This is a genomic window from Streptomyces sp. NPDC031265 (assembly GCF_055570295.1).
The window spans coordinates 23,593-49,075 of record NZ_JBVIHM010000034.1; the positions used below are offsets into that span (position 1 = coordinate 23,593).

At 71.4% G+C, this 25,483-nt stretch carries 23 protein-coding genes and 2 pseudogenes; 14 read left to right on the top strand and 11 right to left on the bottom strand.

Annotated features, from left to right (window positions below; genetic code table 11):
* Positions 1 to 99: 99 nt before the first annotated feature.
* Positions 100 to 1,209, top strand: coding sequence for a M4 family metallopeptidase (locus ACZ499_RS34595; protein ID WP_468680453.1), 1,110 nt, complete (start codon positions 100 to 102; stop codon positions 1,207 to 1,209).
* A 63-nt stretch (positions 1,210 to 1,272) separates the two neighbouring features.
* On the opposite strand, the pseudogene ACZ499_RS34600 reads toward ACZ499_RS34595, so the two are convergent.
* Together ACZ499_RS34600 and ACZ499_RS34605 are read right to left on the bottom strand one after the other, a co-directional pair.
* Positions 1,273 to 2,010 (bottom strand): annotated as a pseudogene (locus ACZ499_RS34600) (MFS transporter); the annotation flags it as partial.
* 37 nt (positions 2,011 to 2,047) lie between these two features.
* Entirely contained in the window at positions 2,048 to 3,037 is a 990-nt protein-coding gene (locus ACZ499_RS34605) for a GNAT family N-acetyltransferase (protein WP_468680455.1), read from the bottom strand.
* A 135-nt stretch (positions 3,038 to 3,172) separates the two neighbouring features.
* Between ACZ499_RS34605 and ACZ499_RS34610 the strand changes: the two genes are divergently transcribed.
* Entirely contained in the window at positions 3,173 to 4,237 is a 1,065-nt protein-coding gene (locus ACZ499_RS34610) for a DUF6528 family protein (RefSeq protein ID WP_468680457.1), read from the top strand.
* 100 nt (positions 4,238 to 4,337) lie between these two features.
* On the opposite strand, the gene ACZ499_RS34615 is transcribed toward ACZ499_RS34610, so the two are convergent.
* The 3 genes from ACZ499_RS34615 to ACZ499_RS34625 form a co-directional block, all read right to left on the bottom strand.
* Positions 4,338 to 4,598, bottom strand: coding sequence for a hypothetical protein (locus tag ACZ499_RS34615; RefSeq protein ID WP_468680459.1), 261 nt, complete (start codon positions 4,596 to 4,598; stop codon positions 4,338 to 4,340).
* Positions 4,599 to 5,081: 483 nt separating this feature from the next.
* Complete coding sequence (locus tag ACZ499_RS34620) at positions 5,082 to 5,558, bottom strand: SsgA family sporulation/cell division regulator (protein ID WP_468402438.1); 477 nt, start codon at positions 5,556 to 5,558, stop codon at positions 5,082 to 5,084.
* A gap of 202 nt (positions 5,559 to 5,760) precedes the next feature.
* Positions 5,761 to 6,984: a carbohydrate-binding protein gene (locus ACZ499_RS34625; protein ID WP_468680461.1), complete on the bottom strand. Its 1,224-nt coding sequence runs from the start codon at positions 6,982 to 6,984 to the stop codon at positions 5,761 to 5,763.
* 290 nt (positions 6,985 to 7,274) lie between these two features.
* Here ACZ499_RS34625 and ACZ499_RS34630 point away from each other — a divergent pair, with 290 nt between their 5' ends.
* The 4 genes from ACZ499_RS34630 (at position 7,275) to ACZ499_RS34645 (ending at position 10,302) form a co-directional block, all read left to right on the top strand.
* Positions 7,275 to 7,502, top strand: a complete 228-nt coding sequence (locus ACZ499_RS34630; protein WP_385537842.1) for a hypothetical protein — start codon at positions 7,275 to 7,277, stop codon at positions 7,500 to 7,502.
* A 64-nt stretch (positions 7,503 to 7,566) separates the two neighbouring features.
* The gene (locus ACZ499_RS34635) at positions 7,567 to 8,031 is read left to right on the top strand and encodes a cupin domain-containing protein (RefSeq protein ID WP_468680463.1); all 465 of its coding nucleotides are present in this window, start codon (positions 7,567 to 7,569) and stop codon (positions 8,029 to 8,031) included.
* 141 nt (positions 8,032 to 8,172) lie between these two features.
* A complete protein-coding gene (locus ACZ499_RS34640) occupies positions 8,173 to 8,955 on the top strand; it encodes a GntR family transcriptional regulator (RefSeq protein ID WP_468680465.1) in 783 nt (260 codons plus the stop codon).
* An 18-nt stretch (positions 8,956 to 8,973) separates the two neighbouring features.
* On the top strand, positions 8,974 to 10,302 hold the full coding sequence (locus ACZ499_RS34645; RefSeq protein WP_468680467.1) for a hypothetical protein: 1,329 nt from the start codon (positions 8,974 to 8,976) through the stop codon (positions 10,300 to 10,302).
* 70 nt (positions 10,303 to 10,372) lie between these two features.
* Here ACZ499_RS34645 and ACZ499_RS34650 read toward each other — a convergent pair whose 3' ends face one another.
* The 3 genes from ACZ499_RS34650 to ACZ499_RS34660 form a co-directional block, all read right to left on the bottom strand.
* Positions 10,373 to 12,319 carry an APC family permease gene (locus tag ACZ499_RS34650; protein ID WP_468680469.1) on the bottom strand — a complete coding sequence of 649 codons (1,947 nt, stop codon included), beginning with the start codon at positions 12,317 to 12,319 and terminating at the stop codon, positions 10,373 to 10,375.
* A gap of 130 nt (positions 12,320 to 12,449) precedes the next feature.
* Positions 12,450 to 13,292, bottom strand: coding sequence for a neocarzinostatin apoprotein domain-containing protein (locus ACZ499_RS34655; protein ID WP_468680471.1), 843 nt, complete (start codon positions 13,290 to 13,292; stop codon positions 12,450 to 12,452).
* A gap of 127 nt (positions 13,293 to 13,419) precedes the next feature.
* The gene (locus ACZ499_RS34660; RefSeq protein ID WP_468680474.1) at positions 13,420 to 13,737 is read right to left on the bottom strand and encodes a hypothetical protein; all 318 of its coding nucleotides are present in this window, start codon (positions 13,735 to 13,737) and stop codon (positions 13,420 to 13,422) included.
* A gap of 881 nt (positions 13,738 to 14,618) precedes the next feature.
* Here ACZ499_RS34660 and ACZ499_RS34665 point away from each other — a divergent pair.
* The 4 genes from ACZ499_RS34665 (at position 14,619) to sigJ (ending at position 18,519) form a co-directional block, all read left to right on the top strand.
* Complete coding sequence (locus tag ACZ499_RS34665) at positions 14,619 to 15,704, top strand: phosphatidylinositol-specific phospholipase C domain-containing protein (RefSeq protein ID WP_468680476.1); 1,086 nt, start codon at positions 14,619 to 14,621, stop codon at positions 15,702 to 15,704.
* A gap of 83 nt (positions 15,705 to 15,787) precedes the next feature.
* The gene (locus ACZ499_RS34670) at positions 15,788 to 16,606 is read left to right on the top strand and encodes a serine hydrolase domain-containing protein (RefSeq protein ID WP_468680478.1); all 819 of its coding nucleotides are present in this window, start codon (positions 15,788 to 15,790) and stop codon (positions 16,604 to 16,606) included.
* Positions 16,607 to 16,697: 91 nt separating this feature from the next.
* Entirely contained in the window at positions 16,698 to 17,612 is a 915-nt protein-coding gene (locus tag ACZ499_RS34675) for an NAD-dependent epimerase/dehydratase family protein (protein WP_468680480.1), read from the top strand.
* A 94-nt stretch (positions 17,613 to 17,706) separates the two neighbouring features.
* Complete coding sequence (gene sigJ / locus ACZ499_RS34680; RefSeq protein WP_468680531.1) at positions 17,707 to 18,519, top strand: RNA polymerase sigma factor SigJ; 813 nt, start codon at positions 17,707 to 17,709, stop codon at positions 18,517 to 18,519.
* A gap of 27 nt (positions 18,520 to 18,546) precedes the next feature.
* On the opposite strand, the gene ACZ499_RS34685 is transcribed toward sigJ, so the two are convergent.
* Positions 18,547 to 18,675, bottom strand: coding sequence for a hypothetical protein (locus ACZ499_RS34685; RefSeq protein ID WP_468680482.1), 129 nt, complete (start codon positions 18,673 to 18,675; stop codon positions 18,547 to 18,549).
* 377 nt (positions 18,676 to 19,052) lie between these two features.
* Positions 19,053 to 19,277 carry a hypothetical protein gene (locus ACZ499_RS34690; protein ID WP_468680483.1) on the bottom strand — a complete coding sequence of 75 codons (225 nt, stop codon included), beginning with the start codon at positions 19,275 to 19,277 and terminating at the stop codon, positions 19,053 to 19,055.
* 70 nt (positions 19,278 to 19,347) lie between these two features.
* Between ACZ499_RS34690 and ACZ499_RS34695 the strand changes: the two genes are divergently transcribed.
* From ACZ499_RS34695 to ACZ499_RS34705, 3 genes are all read left to right on the top strand, one after another.
* A complete protein-coding gene (locus ACZ499_RS34695; protein WP_468680485.1) occupies positions 19,348 to 19,836 on the top strand; it encodes a hypothetical protein in 489 nt (162 codons plus the stop codon).
* Between the two features lie 231 nt (positions 19,837 to 20,067).
* Positions 20,068 to 20,754, top strand: a complete 687-nt coding sequence (locus ACZ499_RS34700; protein WP_468680487.1) for an SDR family oxidoreductase — start codon at positions 20,068 to 20,070, stop codon at positions 20,752 to 20,754.
* 22 nt (positions 20,755 to 20,776) lie between these two features.
* Positions 20,777 to 22,180 carry an MFS transporter gene (locus ACZ499_RS34705; protein WP_468680489.1) on the top strand — a complete coding sequence of 468 codons (1,404 nt, stop codon included), beginning with the start codon at positions 20,777 to 20,779 and terminating at the stop codon, positions 22,178 to 22,180.
* Positions 22,181 to 22,370: 190 nt separating this feature from the next.
* Here ACZ499_RS34705 and ACZ499_RS34710 read toward each other — a convergent pair.
* Positions 22,371 to 22,613: pseudogene (locus ACZ499_RS34710) on the bottom strand (glycosyl hydrolase family 18 protein); the annotation flags it as partial.
* Positions 22,614 to 22,987: 374 nt separating this feature from the next.
* Between ACZ499_RS34710 and ACZ499_RS34715 the strand changes: the two are divergent.
* Complete coding sequence (locus ACZ499_RS34715; protein ID WP_468680491.1) at positions 22,988 to 25,471, top strand: discoidin domain-containing protein; 2,484 nt, start codon at positions 22,988 to 22,990, stop codon at positions 25,469 to 25,471.
* Positions 25,472 to 25,483 lie beyond the last annotated feature (12 nt).

The following is a 25,483-nucleotide window of genomic DNA, read 5'->3' on the forward strand; positions in this document are numbered from 1 at the left end:
GATCCTGCCAACCCGTGCGCCGCTCCCCCATGCTGCGACCGGCGCCCCGAGAGCGAGGCGCCACCGCGCCCGCGTCGCCGACCGAGGGGCAGGCAGCAGATGGACCGACAGAGCAACCGCAGCACCAGACCCACGCACACCACCGGACGCGGCCGGGCCGCGTTCGCGGCGGCCGTACTCGCCGTATCGGCCACCGTCGCGGGCTTGACCGGCGCCCCGCCGGCCGCGGCCGACTCCCCCGCATTGGGCAGCGGCACCGGGATCTTCGACGGCAAGGTGCCGCTGACGACCACGAGGACGGCCACGTCGTACCTGCTCCAGGACCCGACCCGGGGCAACACCAACACCGTCGACGGGCAGACCCACGCCATCCTCTCCGACGCCGACAACACATGGGGCAACGGGCTGCCGGCCAACCGTCAGTCGGCGGGGGTGGACGCCCAGTTCGCGGCGGCGTCGGTGTGGGACTACTACAAGTCCTCGTTCAACCGCCTGGGCGTACGCAATGACGGCAAGGGCGTCCGCAGCGTCGTGCACTACGGCTCCAACTACCCCGACGTCTTCTGGAGCGACGCGTGCGGGTGCATCAACTACGGTGACGGGGCGGGCAATTCGCATCCCCTCACGGCTCTCGACATCGGCGCCCACGAGATCGCGCACGGGGTCACCTCGGCCACCGCCGGGCTCGGCTACAGCGGCGAGGCGGGCTCGCTCAACGAGGCCACTTCGGACGTCTTCGCCACGATGGTCGAGTTCTACGCCAACATCCCCGCCGATGTGCCGGACTACTTCATCGGCGAGAAGCCCGACTTCAACGGCGACGGCACACCCTTGCGCTACATGGACCGCCCCTCCCGCGACGGCGTCTCGCCGGACTACTGGTCACCGTCGCTGCCCAACCTGGACCCGCACTACGGCTCCGGCGTGGCCAACCACTTCTACTTCCTGCTCGCGGAGGGCAGCGGCCCCCGGGTGATCAACGGGATCTCGTACGACAGCCCGACCGTCAACGGCGCCAAGCTCCTCGGCATCGGCCGCACGAAGGCGGCAGCGATCTGGTACCGCGCCCTGACCCAGTACCTGACCTCCAACGCGAACTACCGTGCCGCCCGCACCTCGACGCTCGCCGCCGCCCGCGATCTGTACGGGGCGGGCAGCACCGAGTACGCGGCGGTTGCGGCGGCATGGAGCGCCGTCAACGTGAACTGACCTGAACCCTGCCCGTGCCGAGGCCGCCCCACGGGGCGGCCTCCGGCGCCACCGACGAGCGGCTCATCCCCCGGCGGTCGCCTCCCGCACCGACAGCGGTGTGGCGATGTCCTCCAGCGCCTTGCCCTCGGCGTCGACCGCGAAGAACGCCGCCACCGTGCCCGCCGCCGTCATCAGGGCGGCGCCGATACAGAACGCCAGGACCGCGTCGTCGACCACTCCGCTCGACGTCAGATCCGAGAACACCAGCGGCCCCGAGATGCCGCCGGCGGCCGTGCCGATCGCGTAGAAGAAGGCGATCGCCATCGCCATCGTCTCCATCGGGAAGATCTCACTTACCGTCAGATACGCCGAACTGGCGCCCGTCGAGGCGAAGAACAGAACCACGCACCAGCACGCGGTCATCGTGGTCGCGTTCAGCCACCCCTGGCTGAAGAACCAGGCCGTGACGAAGAGCAGGGCGCCGGAGAGCAGATACGTCCCGGCGATCATCACCTTGCGCCCGACGGTGTCGAAGAACCGGCCGAGCAGCAGCGGCCCGAGGAAGTTGCCGAGCACCACGCCGAGCCCGAAGGTGAGCCGCCAGCCGAGGTCCTTGGGGAAGATGTCCGTGTTGAGGGCGAGTACGGAGAGCAGCGCGCCGCCCATCGCGCCGAGCCAGTAGCTGCCGTTGATGATCAGGTCCACCCGGCCGCGGTACTTACGGGGGATGAGCTCGTCGATCGCGGAGTTGATGGCCGCGTACTCGCCGCCGATGCCGAATCCCGTGAAGAAGCGGAACAGGAAGAACCACCAGGCGGCCCCGGGCCGGCCGCCCCATGTATGGGGCGGCTCGGCGCTACCCCAGCGGCCGGGCGTAGGTGACGTATTCGCGGTGGGTGGTGAAGCCCAGCCGTTCGTAGAGGCCCAGGGCGCCGGACGGGTTGGCGGTGTCGACGGTGAGCGAGGCGCTGTCGTAGCCGCGGGTCAGGGCCGCGTCGAGGGTGGCGGCCATCAGGGCGGGGGCGGCGCCGCGGCCCCGGTGCGAGCGGCGGGTGGCGAGATACCCGATGTGGCAGTCGCGGGTGCCTTCGGCGGCGGTGTCGGCGTCGTACTCCTCGGCGATCAGATACGCCACCACCTCCTCCCCGTCGAGCAGCAGCCGCGACAGGGCCGGGCGGAACGAGCGGGCGCCCACGACCCAGGTCCGCCAGTCGGTCCCGTCCATCTCGGTGAAGTCCCAATGGTCCCGGAAGGCGTCGTTGTGGGCCAGCCGGGTGGCCTCGTCGTATCCGGGCTCGAACGCCACGAGCCGCAGTCCCTCCGGTACGCCTCCGGTCATCGGGCGGCCCGTGTTGAGCGGGTGGGTCATCTCGAACCACCAGCGGCAGGCGGTGAAGGAGGCGCTCGCGGCGAGCGACAGCAGGTTGGCGTCGCCGGACTTCCCGCTGATCAGAAGCTCGCCGGGCAGGTGCGCGAAGCCCTCGGCGTACAGCGTGCGGGCCCGGGAGGCCATCCAGGCGACCAGATGGCGGCCGAGCCCCTGGCGCCGCCACTCGGGCCGGACCGCCGCGTCGCCGCGGAAGCGGGCCGCGTCCACGGCGCCGTCCGGGGCGTGCACCACGGCGTACGCGACCATCCGCGCGCCGTCCCACAAGGTCAGGGTGTCCCGCTCCAGGTCCAGCTTGGGGTTCTCCAGCTCTTCGGCGAGGTCGTCCGCGTCGACGTGGTGGCCGGTGCGGTCGACCCGCTCCGTCTCGCCGCGCAGGCCCAGCCAGGCGGGAACGTCGGCCTTGTCCATCGGGCGCGTCAGAAACCCCCCGGGTGCGATGTGCGACGTGGTGTTCACCGCTCCATAGTCGGGTGCGCACGACGGCCCCGCCCGCCGAGCCCGGCGGGCCCGCTGGCCCGTCCGGGTGGAGTAGGCGCGGACTCGGCGCCCCATCACCGTATGAAATGACAGCGCCTGCCAACGTAGGGCCCCGTGTCCCCGACGCGATCCGCATCCTCTCCGCGCGCTCCCCGCCGGGCCCTGCTGCGCGCCGCCGTGGCCGGCGGGCTCGCCGCGACGGCGGCGCCGAGGGCCCATGCGGCCGGGCGGGTCCCGTCCACCGCTTCCGCGCCCCGGGCGCCCGGGGCGCCGCAGACCCTGATCCTCGCCTGCGACCAGGCGTCGCAGTCGGTGCTCCTGCTCGATGCGACCAGTGCCTACTGGCGTTCCGGGAACCCCGACCGGACGGCGCGGGCCGCCGATCTGCTGCCGCTGTGGTCCTGGACGCCGGTGGACGACCCCGGCCTCGCGGATCTCGATCCGGGCAGCGGCTGGCGGAACGTCAGCGAGGCCAAGGCCCGGTCCACCGCCTCCGGCCCGCTCCTGCTGACCTGTGCCTCCGGCGGGTTCGTGGCGGCGGTCCACCGCGAGGGCGGGGCGGTGTACTGGGCGGCGTCGCTGCCCGGGTGGACCAACCCGCACACCGTCGAGCTGCTGCCGGACGGCAACATCGTGGTGGCGGCGAGCACCGGCGGCTTCGTCCGCGTCTACACCGCCTCGCAGGGCGCGCGCTCCGGGGTGTACGCCTCGTTCGACCTGCCCGGCGCGCACGGGCTGCTCTGGGACGCGGGCAGCGGGCTGCTGTGGGCGCTCGGCGACGGGCTGCTCGTGGGCCTCGCCGTGGAGGGCGGCGCCGCGAGCCCGCGGCTGACGGCGGCGCGCACCTTCGCGCTGCCCGAGTCCGGCGGCCACGACCTGGCGCGGGCGCTCGGTGCGGACGCCCCGATGTGGCTGTCGACGAGCGGCCATGTGCGCCAGTTCGCCGTCCGCACCGGCGCGTTCGTCCCGTACGCGAACCAGAGCGCCGTCGACCGGCCCACGATCAAGAGTGTCAGCCAGAACCCGGCCACCGGGCGGGTCCTCACGGTCAGCCCCGAGCCGGGCTCCCCCTGCTCCTGGTGTACCTCGCGCATCCGCTTCCACGGGCCGGGCGGCGAGGAGGAGCTCAAGGGGTCGAGCCTGTACAAGGCGCGGTGGTGGACGGCCGACGCACCGTGACGTCCGGCCCCCGGCGGAAGGCGGCCGGACGCCGGCATGCGGTCAGGGCGCGATCACTGCCGTACGGTCCAGTGGTCGTTGGCGCCCGCCTGGAGGAACTTCAGCGGCGGGCAGAGGAAGTCCCGCCCGGACGGGTTCGCCTCGGTCCACGGGGAGTCGGCCGGTCGCGCGGGCTTCCGGACGCCGTTCTTGCGCAGGTGAAGTTGTCCGCGTCGCTCACGTGGTAGGCGGCGTCGACGCTGTGGGTGGCGGTGATGCCGTCGTGGGTGCCGGGCTGCGGGGAGATCCCCCACCAGTTGTGGGTGAGGGCGGCGGCGCGCGCGGCGCGGTGGGCGGCGCGGCCGTCCGTGAGTGCCTCCACGGCGCGGTCGCGGCCCGCGTCGTGGCCGGGGGTGCGGGCTCCCGCGACGGCGCCGTGGCGCGGGCGTCGGGCGAGGGTGCGGCGCCGGGGCGTCCGGCGGGCCGGGCGGCGGCGGTGCCGGCGCTCTGCACGGTGCCCAGTGCCGCGGCAGTGACGAGCAGGGCGGCCGCGAGGGCGGTTCTCGCGGATCTGGCAGACCTCGCTCGGGTGGGCGTGTGTCTGTTCACATGGCCCCTCCGGACCGGACCCGGGGTCCGGACGTCATGGGGTACGACGGTGGAGGTGGGAGCACGGTCCGGCGGCGGCGCGGGGTGGTGCGCCGCGGCGGAACCGGAGGAGCGACTAGCAATGTTCATGTCATTGACAGAACTGTCAACAGCCGCAGCAGCCACACATGTTCACGCGGGACGCTTTCGAGCCGCGCCCGCTCCGGGAAGCGCCGGGGCGGGCGGCGGGCTCAGGAATCCGTTCCCCCCGTCGGGTCTACTGGGCGCCGTGGTCCAGACACGGACACTCCCGGCCGCACCAGCGGCAGGCCTGGGCCGGTGACGGGGCCGGTGCGAACAGCAGGTCGAGGACCGCGTCCACGTCGTAGCCGTCCAGCTCACTCCCTTCCGGAACGAGTTGGTACGTACGGGAAAGGAACTCCGCGACATCCTCCAGACCGGCGAGCAGGTCGGCGCTGCCTTCGTCCGAATCCAGCCTGATCCGTAACCCCCCGTCGCCGCAGTACCAGACCCGTACATCACCCATGCCGACCGGGCGGCGCGACGTCAGCCCCTCGGCCACCAGGTCCCGGCCCATCGTCCAGGTGGTGTGGGTGCCGTTGCCGCACACGAAGTCCACGGACACCGCGAGCGGGTCGTCGGAGTCATAGGTCATCACGGCTTCCACCGGCGTCATGGCATCACCCCCCTCGTGCAGCAGCTCCACATACAGCGGTACGCAGATCTCTTCCATGTCTCCCCCCTCGGGACGGGCACCAGCGTCGTCTCTATGTCCTCTATGACGAAATGGACAGTGGTGTTAGTGACGGATTCCACCACCTCACATACGCACCGCGCGCCCGAACCGACTCAACTGCCCCCATCGGCCCCCGAAAACGTGTAAGCGCGCCCCCGGTCAAGGGGGCGCGCCGGACACACGGACGCGTCGGGGCGAATCAGCACGCCCCCTCGTCCTGCCACACGCCCCACTGGCCGGTGGTCCCGGGCTCCTCGTTCTGGGTCCACCACTTGGCCTTCCACTTGTGGCCGCTGTGGGAGACCTCGTTGCCCGACGTGTAGACAACGGTGCTGCTCCAGGCCGTCACCGAGCAGCTGCCGGGAGGGGTTGTGGGAGGCGTGGTGGGCGGGTCGGTGGGCGGCGTGGCGCCGGCGAACCGCACCGCGTACTGGGCGAAGTCCCAGTCGGCCTGGGCCACGCTGCTGCACGTGCCGGAGGTGGTGCCGTTGTTGTCGGGGGGCGAGCACTGCCGGTCCCGGTTGAGCGACCAGAAGGTGAAGCGGTCCATGCCGTGGCCGGTGGCGTAGTCGAGGACGGTCTGGAAGTCGGCCTGGCGGAAGTACTCGCCGGTGTCGCTGCGGCCGTTCATCCCGGAGAAGCCCTCATGGGCGTAGGCGGTCGCCGCGCTCCAGCCGAAGGTGGACTGGAGGATGGAGTTGAAGCCGGTCAGGGCGCTCGTCTGGGCGGCCGCGCCGTTGAACCCCCCGTCGAACGGCATGATCGAGAAGTTGTTGGGCACAAAGCCCTGCGCCTTGGCCTCGTTGAGCATCTGCTTGCCGAACCAGCCGGTGCCGTCGGCCGTTCCGGCCGTGGTCACCGAGACGTAGAGGCCGGGGTTGTTCTGCTGGAGGATCTTGGCGGCGCCGATCTCATGGGCGATGGCCGTGCTGTTCTCGTACTCGGGCTCCTCCAGGTCGAAGTCGATCGCCTTCAGCTGGTACTTGGTGATGACCTGCTGGTACGCGGCCGCGGTGCTGGACGCGTCGGAGCAGGTCTGGCCCAGCTTGGTGCCGCCGTAGCCGCCGATGGAGACGGACACGTCGCCGCCCTTGGCTCTGATGGCGCCGATGACGGAGGCGACCGCCGTGTCGGAGGAGACGGACGCCGTGCCGCCCCAAGTAGGGCTGCACCCGCCGCCGTTGGGGGCGAGGACGAACGCGAGCTGGAACGCCTTGAGCCCGGTGGCATCCATGATGGCGCCCGCGTTGGGCGGGTTGTTGTCGAGGGGCATCAGATACGGCGCTGCCGCGTACCACCGGTTGCTCAGCGCGGCCGCAGCGGCGGGCGCCCCGGACGCCTGACCGGCGACGAAGGCCGAGAGGCCCGCCGTGGCGAGCGCGGCGGTTGCGGCACCGCAGAGGAGAGCGCGAAGACGCTTCATGTCCAGGTCTCCTGGGTGGGGGGAGTTCCCCGAGGGCCCGCCGGGACCCCCGAGGGGGGATGGGTTCCCAGCAGAATCGAGCCGTGCCCGGGGCACGTCAACAACTTGGACTAGACCATGGGGAATCTTTGAACCTGCGACGTGATCCTCGAACCTGCGACGACGGACATACGGAACGTACGGGACACGCCGCCGCGGCCGCCCGCGCGCCGCGCGACCCTCATTGTCAGTGCCGCGAGAGATGCTTGACGGTCCGACACCTTTCCGAAGGACACGAGGGAGAAGCCGAGATGACCGAACCGGAGCGCACGGCCGCCAAGGCGTACGTCCGGCTGCTGCAGACCGCGCAGGCCGTGCTCGCCGACCCGACGACGGCGCCTCGCGCCCTGGCACTGCTCGCCGGGCCGATGGCCGAGGCGGAGGAGTCGCTGCGGGCGGCGGGCCTGGCGGGCAACGAGGCCAGACTGTTCGCACTGGTGGAGGACTTGCAGACCGATACGTGCGCCTCGGGGCCATGACGTCCGGCCGGGCCTGCCACTATGGGGCTCCGAGGCGGCGAAGGCGATCGGAAGGGTGCACGCCATGCGGGACTGGGTTGCGGAGCTCGGACTCGAACCCCACACGGAGGGCGGGTACTTCCGGCGGATCTACACCAGCGAGCACAGACTGTCGCTGCCCCGGGGCGCCCGCCCGGCCGCCACGTCCATCTACTACCTGCTCACCGGCGACGAGCCGCGCGGCCGTCTGCACCGCAACCGCAGCGACATCCTCCACTTCCTGGTGGACGGCGGGCCGGTCGAGTATGTGACACTCGCCCCGGACGGCAGCCTCGGCCGGGTCCGCCTCGGCGACGACGACGAGAGGTTCCTGCTCGTCCCGGGCGGCCACTGGAAGGCCTCCCACCTCGTCGACGGCGCCGTACAGGGCCTCGTCGCCGAGGTGGTCACCCCCGGCTTCGACTACGCGGACCACGAGTTCGCGACAGAGGCCGACCTGAGGGGATTTCCGGACGCAAACGACGCGCTCCGGCCATTCCTGCCCGCCTGACCCCCGCGCCGCCCGTCGGGCGTGTTGCAATCTCGCCAATCAGAAGGCCCGGGTCGCCTCGGCGGTCTAGACCAATGATACAAAGGCAGTCGCTCCACAGAACCGTTCAGACACCCGCAGTGATCACCTCTAGGGAGACACATGCCCGGCACACATGGTCATTCCCTGCCCCCCGTTCCCCGGTACCTGGAGATCGCCCACGACCTCAAGTCCACGATCGAGTCCGGCACTTCGGCCCCCGGGCACCGGCTGCCCGCCGAGCGCATCCTCGCCGAGCACTACCGCAGCAACCGCCAGACGATCCGTCAGGCCCTGGACGTACTGCGGCAGGAGGGGCTCATCAGCACCGAGAAGCGCGGCTCCTTCGTCCGGGGCGACCGCCCCGGCGAAGCGCACGCACGGCTGCTCCAGGCACCTCCGGAGGCGCAGTTCCCCCTGGGCGCGCTCAGCCCCCGGGCGGGCATCGCCGCCGCGACCCGGCTCGTATGGGAGGCCGCTCCCGCGACGTACGCGACGAAGCTGGGCCTGCGGCCCGGCGCCCGCACCCTCGTCCACTACTACACGGCCTCGGCCGGCGACAGGGTGATCCAGCACGCGGTCAGCTACCTCTCCCCCAGCCTCATCGCCCAGATCCCGCTCCTCGCCCGCTACGAGCGGACGCTGTCCCACCACACCCACAGCGACCTGCGCCGCCTGTACGCCTGGGCGGCGGACGCGGGACTCAGCCTGGAGCACAACGAACAGCTCACCATGGCCCCCGGCGACGACCGCTCCGACGGAGTCCCGCAGCTGGAGATCCACCGCGAGGTGCGCGACCAGCACCACCGCACCGTGGAGATCACCCTGCTGACCTTCCCTCATGCCGAACAAGGCCCCATATATCACTTCACGTCCCCGGCCAGGGATGTGCGCCCGCCGCTCTGACGCATACCCTTCCTACCCATGACCAGATCATGGAAGACGGGGCTCACCGCCCTGGCCGCCGGGTTCGCCGCGGTCGCCGGTTCCCTGGCAACGGCCGGCTCCGCCCAGGCGGCCACGCCGTTCGGCTCGATCGACAGCGCCGTCGTCAGCCAGTTCGCCCTCGACCCGGTCGCGGACTTCGGCGCACAGCGCCAGAACACCTTCGACGTCTACGACGAGGCGATCAAGGCGGTGGAGGCGAAGGGCGCGGTCGCCCAGGTGAACGCCACGAGCGTGCTCACCTCGGGCGGCCGCGCCGGCACCAACGGCCTGTGCCACACCACCGGTCTGGCGTCGGGCCTGAGCCCTGCGGGCTTCTGCTGGGACAAGGCGGACGACACGTCCAACTCGTACACCGACGCGGGCGGCTGGACGCCGCAGGGCCTGACCGGCTCCTACGACGCCCAGCCCGGCGGCCTGTGGGACGGCCACAAGGCGTTCCTGGCCTCCTGGCACTTCAGCCGGGGCATGGGCGGGGCCAACCCGGTGGCGAACGAGTTCGCCCGCGTCAGCCTGGTCAACGCCGACAACGGCAAGATCGCGTACAACCACCTGCTGCTCGTCGAACCGACCGGCACCCGGGCGGGCGGCGACGGCGACTTCCGGGCCGTCCAGGGCACCCACGCCGACGGTGTGGTCTGGTACGGCAACAAGGTCTTCGTCGCCAACGGCCGCTGGCTGCAGGTGTACGACCTCCAGCACATCTGGAAGGTCAACGCCGGCCAGGAGTCGGTCGGCATCACCGGCACGACGTCCTCGGCGCGCTGGAGCAACTACGCGCTGCCGATGGTCGGCCGCTACCGCACCACCGCCGACGACAACACCGCCTGTGTGGTGGCCACCGGCACCAGCCCCTGTCTGAACTCGCTGAGCCTGGATCGCACCGGCCAGGACGGCCTGGTCTCCGCCGAGTACAAGCCCGGCGGGGCGGGCGGCCGGGTCGTGCGCTGGCCGCTGAACTACCTCACCGCGCTCCCCACCACCACCGACCCGTCCGGCCACGGCGTCAGCCACGCCACCGTCGGCTACTCGTCGCCGGTCTGGGCGATGCAGGGCGCCGCGACGAACGGCCAGTACTGGTACATGAGCGGCACCTGCCCCACCGGCACCGGCGGCGGATCCGGCGACGCCATCGACTACTCGTGCATCCACCGGGCACTGCCCGACGACGCCCCGCACGTGTACACCACCTCTCCGGTCCTCACCCAGAACCTCGGCTACTCGCCGGACACGGGACGGATCTGGGGCATCAACGAGCGCATCAACTCCACCACCGGCATACGGGTCGTCTTCTCGATCACGGGCTGACACCCCCGCGCGCCGAACGGGCCGGACGCACGCGCGTCCGGCCCGTTCGGCGTCTTCGCCACCGGGTGGCTCAGCCGCCACCCGGCCCGGAAACCGCCGCCCCCTCCCGCGGGCGCGCCGACTGGAGCAGATACGGCACGTCGATGACGGCGACGCCCGGGGTGAACAGCAGCCTGGCCTTGAGCCGCAGCGCGTTCTGGTTGTGCAGCGGCTGCTCCCACCAATGGCCCACGATGTACTCGGGGATGACCACGGAGACCATCGCGTCCGGGTCGGCCGCCGCCAGCTCCTGGACATGGGCGATGACGGGGCCGACCACTTCGCGGTACGGCGAGTGCAGGATCTTCAGCGGTACGTCCAGGCCGTGCTCGCTCCACTGCCGCCGCAGCCGCTCGGCGTCCTCGTCGGCGGCGACGGTGAGCGCGGTCAGCGTACTGGGCCGCAGCGCCTGCGCGAAGCCGATCGCCTTCAGGGTGGGGGCGTGCACCGAGGCGACCAGGACAATCACATGGTGGCGCGCGGGCTTGCGCGGCCTGTCCTGCGGCGAGACGGCGACCTGCCGGGCCACGTGCTCGTAGTGCCGCCGCACCCCCTTCATCCCGATGAACAGCACCGGCATCGCGATGATCACCAGCCAGGCGCCGTGGGTGAACTTGGTGATGAGCACGACGACGAGGACGAGAGCCGTGAGGGCGGCGCCGACGGCGTTGATGGCGAGGGAGCGGTGGATCTTGCGCCGCTGCGGGGCCGCCGGGCCGGTGCTCAGCTCCTTGCGCCAGTGCCGGACCATGCCCGCCTGGGAGAGCGTGAAGGAGACGAAGACGCCGATGATGTAGAGCTGGATCAGCCGGGTGAGCTCGGCGTCGAAGGCGATGATCAGGGCGATGGCCGCGAGGGCGAGCAGCACGACGCCGTTGGAGTAGACGAGCCGGTCTCCCCGGTTGTAGAGCTGGCGCGGCGCGTAGTGGTCCCGGGCGAGGATCGAGGCGAGCATCGGAAAGCCGTTGAAGGCGGTGTTGGCGGCGAGGACCAGGACGCCCGCGGTGAACGCCTGCACCAGGTAGAAGAGGATGTCGACGTGGCCGAAGGTGGCCCGGGCGATCTGGGCCAGCGCGGTCGAGGTGGCGGTGCCGGGCGGCAGCCCCAGCTCGGCCGGATCCGCCGTCACGTGCACCTTGTAGACCAGGGCCAGCATGGTGATGCCCACGAACATGGTGACCGACAGGAAGCCCATCGCGGCCAGCGTCGCCGCCGCGTTGCGGCTCTTGGGCTTCTGGAAGGCGGGCACCCCGTTGCTGATCGCCTCGACGCCGGTGAGCGCCGTACAGCCGGACGCGAACGCCCGCATCGCCAGCAGCACCAGGGCGATCCCCGTGTAGGTGCCCGCCTGGTGGATCGGCAGGTGCGCCGACTCGGCCCGGATGGTGGTGCCGGTGGCGAGGCGGATGCCGGCGATCAGGAACATCACGTAGATGACGGCGACGAAGCCGTAAGTGGGAATGGCGAAGATGCGGCCGGACTCGCGCACGCCGCGCAAATTCAGCAGGGTCAGGACGGTGACGAAGCCCACGGACAGCGCCACTTGGTGGTCGTGGAGCGAGGGTAGGGCCGAGGTGATGGCTGCGACACCGGAGACCACGGAGACGGCGACGGTGAGCACATAGTCGACGAGCAGGGCGCTCGCCGCGGTGAGGGCCGCGGTGGCACCCAGGTTCTCGGCGCTCACCACATAGGCGCCGCCACCGCCGGGATAGGCGTAGCAGGTCTGCCGGTAGGAGGCGACGACCACGACGAGGAGGAAGACGATCGCGGCCGCCGCGTACCAGGCCAGGTGCAGCAGTGCGACACCGCCGAGCGCCAGGACGAGCAGGATCTCCTCGGTCGCGTACGCCACCGAGGAGAGCGGGTCGCTGCAGAAGATGGGCAGGGCCAGTCGTTTGGGCAGCAGCGTCTCGCCGAGCCGTGAGGTGTCCAGCGGACGCCCGACCAGTACCTGTTTGGCGTTGAACCTGCGCATTTGCGCATCATGGACGGGAGAGAGCCCGCCCCGGCCGTACGACACGGCCGGGGGTGGCCATCCGGGTGGGGAGCCAAGTGGCGCCGCCGCCCCCGTACCCGGACGGCCGGGCCCGTCGGCTGGGGTGGCGTCAGTGCGACGCGGACGGCACCGGGGCGAAGCCGACCGGGGTGCGCACCGTCGACGGGCCGTGGTAGCGCGAGGCGAACGCGACCAGCTCGCAGTTGTCCTTGCGGCAGTCGACCGCGCGCCCGTCGATCGTCGTGAAGGCGACCGAGAGGGTGGTGTCCTGGTCGATCCGGCCCTGGTCGGTGGTCGCGGGCGGACGGCCGCCCGGGCGGCAGGCGAAGGTGTCGGCCGCTCCGGCCAGGCACTCCAGGATCGGGATGTGGTACTGCGGCTCGTACCGCTGCCCGCCGAGGTGGACGGTCTGGCCGTCCGTCAACCCGCTGTTCGGCGTGGCGCGCAGGGTCGGTGGAGCTTCGAGCGGGGCGAGCGGCAGGAAGCGCAGGGGCACGGTGGTGAGCACGGCGCCCGCGTTGTCCGTGAGCGCCATCAGGCACCGGTTCGCGGCGGTGGCGGCCCGGCAGTCGGCCGGCCCGGCCGGGGTGTCCAGGCGCGTGTAGAGCTTCTTGGGCGAGAGCTGGTAGGTGCCGTCGGGGTAGACGCGGAACTGGCGCGCGGTGTTCTCGTCGCAGGCCCTTCCCCCGCCGGGGGTCGCCACGCACTGCTCGACCCAGACGTACTCCTTGGGCGGGCCGCCGGTGATCTGGAAGCTGACGATGTCGCCGTCGCGGATGCCGGTGGTCCTGTCGACCTTGAGGGTGGGCCCGTCGGGAGCGGGCGCGGGTGCGGCCGAACCGGGCTGCGCGCCGACGAGGGCGAGCACGAGGGTGCCACAGGCCGCGGCCGCGCCGAGGAACGCGCGTCTGCGCCTTGAACGTACTGCGGTACGGGATGCGGTACGGGTCATTGCCTCGGCCTCCCAGCCGGTTGAGGGACGTGCGGGTCTGAGGTGCGCGGGCGTCTCAGGCGCGCGCATGCTTCTCAGGTGCGCGGGCGTTCTCCGGTGCGGGCGTTCTCCGGTGCGCAGGCACTCCTCAGGTGCACTGGGCGTTGCCGCGCAGCTCCCAGGCGCCCCAGGTGCCGTGCGCGGTGAGCTGGGTGTTCCGCCAGTACCGGTCGCGGTTCCACTCCCGGACCGTCATGTGCAGCCGCCTGTCGGGGAGTTCGGTGACCGTGTTGGGCTGGCTGAGCCCGACATTGAGGTCGGGCACCCTGTCCATGGACTGCGCCGGCCCCCGGTCCGGGCTCGGGGTCCGCTGGGTGCGGACCTCCATCGAACGCCCGGCGGCCGTGGTCGGGGCGAAGGCGTCGAGGCTGCCGTCGCGCTCCTTGAACAGGACGACACCGCCCATGTACGGCCCGGGGGCGGAGCCCGAACGGCTCCGGCGCCGTCCAGTCGTGCTGGTCGTTCTCCACCGCGTGGCAGAACTGGCCGTAGGTGGCGAGGAGAAGCTCGATGTGACCCTGGCTGTTCTCGGCGGCGGTGACATAGGGGGCCTTGGGGCCGACGGTCGCGGCGCTGACCCGGGTCCACGGCCCGTAGGCGCCGCCCGGAGCGGATCGGTCGCGGTGCCAGACGAAGGGCAGCCCGTCGGTGGCGGTGGGGTCGTAGAACAACTGGAACTGGTCGACCCGCTCGTCGGCGCGCGGCACCGAGAGCAGACTCCCCGCGACGGGGCTGCTGGCGAGCCCGTGCGCCGCGGTGTCCAGGGGGCAGGCGGCGACGGCCGGGGGGCGTGGGCGGCGAAGGAGGCGGCGGCGGCCGAGGTGGTGGCCGTTGCGCCCAAACCGAGAAGGCCCAACGCGACGGCCGCGCGCAGCAGTTGCCGTACCGGCCTACGATTCATCGGCCTCTGGATCAACGGCCTCCGGTTCCTCGCCCCGCAGGCCGGCGCTGTTCGGGCCGGCGCTCTTCCGGTCATCCGCATCCCCCTTCTTCCGGCCGCGTGGGCGACACGCCGATCACCACCCGAGCCGGACAGCATCCTGCTGTGCGGACCACGGGGCGGCCAGAGCGCATTTCGGTCAGCGGGAACGCCCGTGGCCGGAACGGGCGAAGACGGGGAACCGGGGAGCGCCGAGGTGCCGGGGGCGCCCAACCCCCGCCCGTTCCGCTGTCGTTCGTTTCTGCGGAGACAACCGGAATGCAGCTTGTGTTGCTTGTCATGACTTCGTCGATTCACACTCTGCTGTCACCGTCCGACGAAGAGCCGTCCCCCCACAGGAGGTCCCCGTGTCAGAACTGTTGCCCAGAGGCCGTGTTCCCCGTCTGCGCGCCGCGCTGGCCGGCGCCGTCGCCATCGGCCTCGCGCTCGTCGGCGCGGGCGGCGGCACCAGTGCCTCGGCCGCCGGAGCCGAGGGCCTGCCGCTGTCCGGTGCCACGTCGTCGGGCCTGCACAACACCTATGACCCGGCCGCCTTCCGGTATCTGGCGCAGGCGCTCGACACCGGCACCTCCATGATCGAGCTCGATGTGTGGGACGACTTCATCACCAAGGAGTGGAAGGTCAGCCACTCCAACCCCCTGGGCAACAGCAACAACTGCGTCAACGCGAGCACTCCCGCGCAGCTCTACTCCGGTGGCGCCAACAAGAACCTGGAGAGCTGCCTGGACGACGTACGGGTCTGGCTCGGAGCCCACCCCGGGCACGCGCCGCTCATGATCAAGCTGGAGATGAAGGCCGGGTTCCAGTCCCGCTTCGGCCTCGGCCCGGCCCAGTTGGACCAGGCGATCAGCGCCCATCTCGGGTCCGCCGTCTTCCGCCCGGCCGACCTGCTGGCCAAGCCGGGCGGCGGCCAGTACGCCACCCTCGACGAGGCGGCCACGGCCGGGAACTGGCCCACCCGCGCACAGCTCGCCGGAAAGGTGATCCTGGAGATCATCCCGGGCACGGTCGAGGAGGGAAATCCGACCGACACCCTGTGGACGGACAAGGAGTACGCGACGTACCTCCGCGATCTGCACACCGCCGGACGCGCCGCCCAGGCCCAGATCTTCCCCACGGTCCACGGCGCCCAGCCCGGCGATCCACGCGCCCGCTACGCGGACGCCTCGCTGCGCCCGTGGTTCGTCCTGTTCGACGGCGACGCCGCCACCTATCTCAACGGCACCATCGACACCGCCTGGTACGACGCCCACCACTATCTGCTGGTGATGACCGACGCCCACAACGTCGCACCGGCCCTGGACGGCAAGAACCCGCCCCCGGCCGACGCCCAGGCCCGTATCGCGCTGCTCGCCAAGTCCCACGCGACCATCGCGTCCAACGACTGGACCGCACTTCCCCAGGTCCAGGGCCTGACGCTGCCCCGCGGCTGACGCCGGGCAACAGCTCGCGGGCCCGCCTCGGCCGGGGCGGGCCCGCCGCACACCCGCGCACCCGCATCAGTGATCATGGAAGGGTGCGCCCCGTACCCCTCTGCATCCTCAGCAGCTCCGCCCCGCCCCGGGTGGAGCACGGCCATGACCCCGAACTGTTCGTCCAGATAGGTTCGTTGACCAAGCCCCTCACCGGCACCCTGCTGGTCCGCCTCGCCGCCACGGGCGCGCTTGATCTCGACGATCCCCTCGAACGCTTCCTGCCCGCACCGGCGGGCACCGGCATCACCCTGCGGCACCTGGCGACCCACACCTCCGGCCTGCCCCGGCTGCCTCCGGGCCTCAACCGCCGCGACCCGTACGCCCCGTTCGACGCCGAGGCGCTCGACGCGCTCGTCCGCCGCCTCGACACCCTGGCCACCGCACCCCCGGGGCAGCACGAGGAGTACTCCAACTTCGGTTACGCGGTGCTGGGTTCCGCGCTCACGGCCGCAGGAGGCGCCCCGTACGAGCAACTGCTCAACGAATACGTCCTGAGCCCGCTCGACATCACCGACGTCACCTCCGCTCCGGCGCCGGAGCGGCGCCTGGTCGCGCGCGGGCCCTTCGGCCGCCCGGTCAAACCGTGGACGATGACCGGTGCGATCCTCCCAGCCGGTGGCCTGTGGGCCACCCCGGTCGCGGCCTCCCGGCTGGTCACCTCGCTGCTCGTCGAACGCCGGCTGGGCGAGCCCGCCCCGTCCTGGCAGCGAGCCGGTCGCCTGCTCTGGCACAACGGGGCCACCAAGGACGCCTCCGTCTTCGCGGGCGCCCTGTCGGACGGCACCTGGGTCCTCGTCCACCGGCTCGGCGGCGATCCCGACGCCACCGACAAGATCGGCATCGACCATCTGAAGCTGTGACGCAGGTCACATTCGAGCCTGTCACGTCCGCGCTCCCCCGCTTGTCTCATGGACGTCACCACAGTGGAGACGCGAGACGGAGGCAACGGCGATGAGGATTCTGCTGGCAGGGGCGAGCGGCGTGCTGGGGCAGCGGGCCGTGCGGGAGCTGACCGCCGCAGGCCACGAGGTGGCCGGACTCGGGCGCGGCGCGTCCCACACGGTACGGGCGGACCTGCTGGACGGGGACGCGGTGCTGCGGGCGGTCGACGGGATGGCGTTCGACGTCGTCATCCACGCGGCCACCGCGCTTCAGGGCACGTCCCTGATCCGCCACCAGGAGATGGCGGGCACCAACGCCCTGCGCGTGCGGGGTACGTCCAACCTGCTGGCCGCCGCCCGGGCCACCGGCGCCCGCCGGATCGTCCTGGAGAACATGATGTTCGGCTACGGCTACGGCGACCACGGCGACCGGCCCCTCACCGAAGACGGCACGCCGTTCGGCCCGGCCGGAACCAACCCCTGGCTGGAGCAGCACGTCGGCGCGATGCGCGCCAAGGAGGAGCTGGCCTTCACCGCCGACGGGATCGACGCGGTCAGCCTGCGCTTCGGCCTCTTCTACGGCAAGGACGTCACCGACACCACGGTCCTCGCCATGCTGCGCAAGCGCAGGCTGCCGGTCGTCGCCGACCACGGCCGGGCGCTGGCATGGGTGGACGTGGACGACGCGGCTCGCGCGGTCGCGGCCGCCGTCGAACACGGCCGCCCCTCACAGGCGTACAACATCGCGGACGACCTGCCGACCGGCTTCGGCAGCCACGTCCGCGCCGTCGCCGAGGCGTTCGGCGCCCCGGCTCCGCTGCGTATCCCACTGTGGCTGCTCAAGCCCGCCCCGCTCGCACACACCGTCATGGCGACCAATCTGCGCCTGGACAGCAGCAAGGCCAAGGAGGAGCTGGGCTGGAAGCCGAGCCACGCCGACAGTGTCGAAGGAGTGCGCTCACTTGCCCGCACCCTGGGTGTCTGACAGCCTGACCGCCGTGATCCGTACGACCGCCGAAGACGCTGCCCCCGACCCGTTCACCGAGCACCGGCGGCTGCTGTTCGCCACCGCCTACCGCATGCTCGGCACCGTCAGCGACGCCGAGGACATCCTCCAGGATGCCTGGCTCAAGTGGTCCCAGACCGACCGGGGCGGGGTCCGGCAACCCAAGGCGTACCTCGTGCGCACGGTCACCAACCTGGCGCTGAACCGGCTCACTTCGGCCGCCGTCACCCGTGAGGCATACGTCGGCCCCTGGCTGCCCGAACCCTGGCTCACCACACCCGACATCGCCGAGGAGGCGGAGTTGGCCGACAGCGTCTCCATGGCGATGCTGGTCGTCCTGGAATCCCTCAGCCCCGTCGAACGGGCGGTGTTCCTGCTGCGCGAGGTCTTCGGCTACAGCCATGCGGAGATCGCCGAGGTCCTCGAACGCCCCGAGCCGACGATCCGTCAGATCGCCCACCGCGCACGGGAGCACGTCCAGGCGCGCCGCCCCCGGTACGACACCGACGCGGAGCAGCGCTCCCTGGTGACCCGCCGTTTCATCGCCGCCTGCCAGGGCGGCGACCTCAACGCCGTGATGGAGCTGCTCGCCCCCGACGTGACCGCCTGGTCGGACGGCGGCGGCAAGGTCACCGCCGCCCGCCGGCCGGTGCACACCGCCGACCATGTGGCGCGGTGGATGCTCGGCGTCCTCGCCAAGCCCGGCCTGGAAGCCCTGGAGGCCCGGTCCGCGTCCCTCAACGGCGAGCAGGGCCTGCTTTTCAGCGTGGACGGCCACCCGGTGGGCGCGCTCAGCTTCGACCTGCTGGACGGACGCATCCACCAGCTGCGCTTCCAGGGCAACCCCGACAAGCTGGTCGGTCTGCGGCCCGGTCACGGCGACTGACCGGGCCGGGGCCGCGGGCCGTACGCCTCAGTGCGCGTTCTCCGTCGGGCGCAGGTCCCTCGGAATCCATGCCCACACCATCGCGGCGGCGGCGAGTGCGAGGCCCGCGGCGACCAGGATGGCCGGGGGCACGGCCGTGCTGTAGGCGTGCGACACGGTGTCGAGCAGCGCCTTGCCGGCCGGCCGCCTATCTCGTCGGCCACGTGCGCCGCTTCACCGACGGAGTCACGCACCTTGTCGGCGCCCGGCCGGGTCAGGTCGAGCGACGGCAGATTGGCCGTGTACAGGACGATGGCGAGGCTACCGAGGACGGCCACCCCCATGGCCGCGCCCAGTTCGTAGCAGGTCTCCTCGATCGCGGCCGCGCCGCCGACGTCGTCCTTGGGTGCGGCGGCCATGAGGGTCACGGACGCCACCGTGGTGGCCACTCCGACACCGAGGCCGAGCACCGCCAGGGCGACACCGAAGGGCGAACTGCTGGACGACCCAGGGCAGCGCGAGCCCCACCGCCATCGCGACCAGTCCGGCGCCCATCACATGCCGGATGGGGAAGGCTGCATCAGCGCGGGTGTGGTCATCGAGGTGACGATCAGGCCGAGCGGCGCGGGCAGCAGCCGCAGACCGGCCTGCAGCGGTGTGTACCCCTGCGCGTAGTGGAACCACTGTGTCACCAGGAAAAGCACCGCGCCCATGCCGACCAGCAGACCGCCGATGATCGGCCCGAGGGCCATACCGCCACCGAGGACCGCGGCCCACACACCCTCAAGCTCCGCACCCCCTCCAGGTCGGCCACACTTATCGTCCCCGGCACCCAGAGAAGGGATCACGGTGACACCTCCCCACGAGCGCGGCGAGCGGCCCGCGGCAGCGGCTTTCGAGGTGGCGACCGGCGACGGGCCCGCACCGACGGAACCGCCCGCCCAACGGAAGGCCGCGGTACTGGTCGCCTTCGAGGGGCTGCGACAGATCCGGCGCCTGATGAACACCGAGCACCCCGACCCGCTCTCCACGCCCGCCGCCTGGGAGCGGAAGCAGATGGTGCGCGCGGTCGCCCTGACCCTGGAGGCCGCAGGCATTCCACCGTCGGCCGTGGACGCCGCCGGAGAGCGGACCGCGAAGGGCTACCGCGTGGGCCCGGCCGACCAGCCCGCAGTCGTACGCGTGGAGTGGCTGGGCCCGGCCGGGAGCGGTGCGGCCCAGGAGGAACCCGCGGCGCTGCGCCGGTGCGCGGACGCACTGCGGCCGTTGGGCTGGGAGTCGCTGGAGTACCGGGGAGCGCGCCGCCACCGCTATCTGGAGGTCGAAGCGGCGATCTGAACCCCGCCACCGCGCACCACCACATCAACCGCCACAACACCCTCCCTCCCAATCGCTCCCCACCTCTCCCACCCCTCTCCCCTACCTTTCTCGCACCCGTCGATCGCCCCTCGTCCACGCGAACCCCATTCCATTTGAATATCCAACCCACTCCGCTATGGTGAGTCCAGATTTCCAACTCACCAGGCTCCGGACCGGACGGCCTTCCACAACTCCCGAGAGAAGACACGCATGCGCAACACCACGGCACTCGTGACCGGCGCCAACCGAGGACTGGGGCGTGCGTTCGCCCTCGCCCTGCTGGAGCGGGGTACCAAGACCGTCTACGCGGCGGCGCGCGATCCACGCACGGTGACCGACCCGGGTCTCACCCCGGTCGCACTCGACATCACCGACCCCGCCCAGGTCGCCGCGGCCGCCGAACTCTGCTCCGACACCTCCCTTCTCCTCAACAACGCGGGGATTCTGAGCGGGAGTTCCCTGATCGGGGCGGACTCACTCGAAGGGGCGAGGGCGGAGCTGGAGACCAATCTGTTCGGCACCCTCGCGATGTGCCGCGCCTTCGCCCCCGTACTCGCCGACAACGGTGGCGGGGCCGTGGTCAACATGCTCTCCGTGCTGTCCTGGCACACCCTCCCGCAGATCGGTTCGTACGGTGTCTCCAAGGCGGCCGCACTGTCGATGACCAACGCGATACGCGAAGAGCTGCGCCCGCAGGGCACGTTGACCGTCGCCGTACACGCGGCTTTCATCGACACCGACATGGCCGCAGGCGTCGACCAGCCGAAGACGAGCCCCGTCGACGTCGCCCACCAGGTGCTCGACGCGGTCGAGGCGGGCCGGGAGGAAGTGCTCGCCGACGAGATCACCCGCCAGGTCAAGGCCGCGCTCTCGGGGGTGCCGCGTGCCGCGCGCTGAACTCCGTTCCAAGGGCAGCCCCATGGCCGTCCTCGTGGCGGCCTGCCTCGGCCTGTTCACCGTCTTCCTCCAGACCACCCAGACCATCGGCACGCTCAGCGCGGTCCAGGACGACCTCGACATCGCCCCCGCCGACCTGGTCTGGGTGCCCAGCATGTACACCCTGGTCGTCGCCTCCTTCGTCCTCGGCGCCGGCGCCCTCTCGGACCGGTGGGGCCGCAGAAGGGTCTTCCTCGCCGGCGCCGTGGCGATGGGCGCGGGTGGACTGGTCCTGGTCCTCGCGTCCAGCCTGTCGACGGTCCTGGTCGGCCAGGCCCTCGCGGGCCTCGGCGGGGCGCTCATCACGCCGAGCTCGCTCGCGCTGGTCAGTCACGCCTTCCCCGACCCGCGCCGCCGCGCGGGGGCCATCTCCGCCTGGGCCGCGACCTCGGGGCTCGGCTTGGCCATCGGCCCGGTCACAGCCGGGCTCGCACTGCGATGGTGGACCTGGCACGCGGCCTTCTGGCTGAACCTCGCACTCGGCGCCCTGGCCGTCCTCGTGGCGCTGACCAGGGTGGAGGAGTCACGCGTCCCCGGCGGCCGCCCCGACTGGGCCGGTCAGGTGCTCGGCACGGCCGGGCTCGCCCTGCTCATCTACTGGTTGATCGACGGCGGCCACCACGGCTACGCCTCCACCCGCGCACTCTCCTCACTCGCCGCAGCAGTCGTACTCCTCGGCACCTTCGTCGCCGTCGAACTCCGCCGCGACCACCCCATGGTCGACCTGCGCCTGATGCGCGACCCGTCCTACAGTGCCTCCCTGCTGCTCGCCGCCACCGTCCTCTTCGGCTTCGTCGGGATCTCACTGCTGCAAGTCCTGTGGCTCCAGCAGGTACGCGGACTGAGCGCCCTGGACGTGGGCGTCCAACTCCTGGCGGAATTCGTCACCTTCATCGCCGCGTCGGTGGCGGCAGGAATCCTCGTACGCAAGTGGGGTCCCCGGCCGCTGGTCATCGCCGGGCTCCTCCTGGCCGCCCTCGGCGCGGCACTGTTCGCCACCGTCGAGCCGGACGACACCTTCACCGGGTACGCCGCCGCTCTCGTCGTCTTCGGCCTCGGCTGCGGACTGGCCAACGCGCCCTCCACCGCACTCGGCGTCAGCCATGTCCCGCGCGGCCGCGAGGGCGAGGCGAGCGGCACGGTCAACGCGGCCCGCCAGGTCGGCGCGGTCCTGGGCACCAGCATCCTGGGCACCCTGATGACCTCCCACTTCACGGACCGGCTGGCGGCAGGCGCCAACAACCCGGGCGCGGCCTTCACGGACGCGGTCGGCTACGCCGCATGGACCGGGGCGACCGTACTCGTCGCCGGGACCCTGACGGGCGTCGCATTGCTGGCCCTCGCGGGCCGCCGAGCGAGCGTGGCGGCGTACGAGGTGGCCCGCTAAAGCCTGCCGGGGCCGGACGGGGGCTCCACTCCGGGGGCGAGGCCGAGTGGCTGCTCAACAGAGCACGACGCAGCGCGGCCACGCGAGCGGCGCACGGCGGCGCGTCAGACCGCCTCGCCTCCGCCGGTCCAGCCCACGAGAGAGTCCAGCCGGCAGTGGCCCCCGCTTCGGGCAACTGCCGGCCGGTGCCTCACCGGTGGGACAGCCCGCGGTCGATGGCCGCCATCAGCTCGCCGTTCGCCGTGTCGCCGTCCAGCGACCAGACCAGGGACCCGCCCAGCCCCCGGTCGCGCATGTACGCGGTCTCGGTCCGCAGCACCTGCGGATCGTCGTACGTCCACAGCGTCGTGCCGTCGAAGAGCCACGCGGATCCGGCCCTACGGTCGCGGTAGACCTTGTACGCCCCGGAGTCGGCCAGCTTCTTCCGTGCCCTGGCCATCGCGGGCCGACGCCGCAGAGGCGATCGCGGCAAAAGGGCGACGGCGCAGCCGGCGGCGGCTGCTCTGCCGAGAAGTCTTCGACGCATGAGGCTCTCTTCTGTACGTATGCGGATAGATTCGCCTGCCGCAAGGTGCGCGGACGGTGCCGAGGGTGGGAAGAAGGTGCGAAGAGACGTGCGGTGCGCATACGTCGGCGACGCTATTGGTCTGGACCATCAAGGGTCAAGAGGGGCCACCCACCGCTCCTGCGCCGGGACTTGTCCAAGCCCGGGGCCCGGGGCAATTCCGGCCACTCACCTTGACATGACATCCACATGTCCTAGTTTCAGCCAGAACATTGCCGCCACATCTCAGCCGAGGGGCTCGTGTGACACTCAGGTTCTGGCGTAGATCATTCCGTCTCACCCGCCTCAGACCACGCGTTCTCGTCCTCCTCGCGGCTGCGACGACGACCGCCGCACTGCTGCCGCTGGTCACCCCGAGCGACGCGGCCGTCGCCGGCCGCCCTGCCTCCCCTCTGATCGACCCCAACACGTCTCCCCACCACGGAGTGGCACCCGCCGACGCCATGCGCCCCACCTCACCCGTCCTCGCCCAGTCCGGCTGGAGCGTCACGGCGAGCGGCACTTCCCTCACCATCGACATGCACCACACCGACGTCGTCTCCGCGCTCGTCTACCAGCCGCGCAGGACCGGCGGCGGCAGCCGCGTCACCGAGTACGCCATCCGTCTCAGTACGGACGGGCGGCGCTGGACCAAACCCGTCGCCACCGGAATCCTGGCCGACGACACCACTACCAAAACCCTCAACTTCGCCGCCCAGGGCACCCGTTACGTACAGCTCTCGGCTACGACACCGGCCGCTGGTCGCGACGGCTGGGCCGCCGGAATGGAGCGGACATCCCCCAGCTCCCCGCCCGCACCCCTCGCCCCCCAAGCCGATGTCCAACTCCTGGGTGACCCCGGCCTTGCGGCGCCGTCCACCGCCTTCCTGCCGGTCGTCGGCTGGACAGCCTCCGCAACCGACGAGGAGACGACCCAGGAGAACGACCGCGCCGCCAATGTCCTGGACGGTGATCCCACTACCCTCTGGCACAGCAGATGGTCACCGAAGACCGCACGGTTCCCGCACGCCCTGGTCATCGATATGCACCGCACGACCGCCGTCTCCGCACTCACCTATCAGCCGCGTCAGACCGGCTTGAACGGCCGCATCGGCACCTATGCCGTCTCCACCAGCCTCGACGGCGCCTCGTTCGACGCGCTGGTCGCGAGCGGCCACTGGAAGGACGACGCGACCGTGAAGACCGCCACCTTCACCCGCACCGTCTCCGCACGGTACGTACGACTCGTCGCCCTCAGCGAGGCAGGGCAGCGCGGCCTTTGGAGCTCCGCCGCCGAGATCCGACTCAGCGGCCCGAGCGACCCCTCCGTGTCGGGCTCTTGGGGGCCGGTCACCGGCTTCCCCCTGGTACCGGTCGCCACGGCCGTCCTGCCCGGCAACAAACTGCTGGCCTGGTCGGCGTACGCCGTCGACCGATACGGCGGCAGCAACGGCTACACCCAGACCGCCGTCATGGACCTCGCCACCGGCCGTGTGACCCAGCGCCGCGTCGACAACACCGGGCACGACATGTTCTGCCCCGGCATCGCGCTGCTCGCCGACGGGCGGGTGCTGGTCACCGGCGGCAGCAACGCGTCGCGCGCGAGTATCTATGACCCCCGTACGGACACCTGGTCCTCGACTGCCGACATGAACATCGCCCGCGGCTACCAGGCGATGACGCTGCTCTCCAACGGTGACGCTTTCGTCCTCGGCGGGTCCTGGAGCGGCGGGGACGGCCCCAAGGACGGTGAAGTGTGGTCGGCTACCGCCCGCACCTGGCGCAAGCTCCCGGGCGTGCCGGTCGAGGGCGCCATGACCGCCGACCCCAAGGGCGCCTACCGGGCCGACAACCACATGTGGCTGCACGCCACCTCCCAGGGTCGCGTCCTCCAGTTCGGCCCCAGCAAGCAGATGAACTGGATCTCCACCGACGGCAACGGCAGCATCACCCCCGCCGGCACACGGGCCGACAGCCAGGACGCCATGAACGGCAACGCCGTCTCGTACGACATCGGGAAGCTGCTCACCCTGGGCGGCGCGCCCGCCTACCAGGACACCCCCGCCACCCGCCGTGCCTACACGGTCGACCTCAACGGGGGCGGACGGCCCACGGCGACCCGCACCGGCGACATGGCCGCCGCCCGCGCGTTCAGCAACAGTGTGGTGATGCCGGACGGAAAGGTCGCGGTCTTCGGCGGCCAGGAGACCCCGGTTCCGTTCAGCGACGCCAAGTCGGTCATGACCCCGGAGATCTGGGATCCGGCCACCGGCCACTTCACACCGCTCGCCACAATGGCGGTCCCCCGCAACTATCACAGCACCGCGAACCTGCTGCCCGACGGACGGATCTTCTCGGGTGGCGGCGGGCTCTGTGGCGACTGCGCGACCAATCACCTGAACGGGGCGGTCTTCACCCCGCCCTACCTGTTGAACCCGGACGGCAGCGAGCGGCCCCGGCCCGTGATCACCAGCACCCCACCGACCCATGTGACGCTCGGCTCGACGCTGCCGGTCACCACTGGGGCGCCCGTCAGCGCCTTCGCCCTGGTCCGCTCGGGGGCCGCGACCCACTCCATCGACAATGACCAGCGGCGCGTGCCGCTGACGTTCCGGCAGGCCGGCGAAGGCTCCTACGACCTCTCCATCCCGAGCGACCCGGGAGTCGCGCTCCCCGGCACGTACCTGCTGTTCGCCCTCAATACAGACGGCGTACCGAGCGTCGCCAAGGTGATCAGCGTGAGCTGACCCATTCGTCAC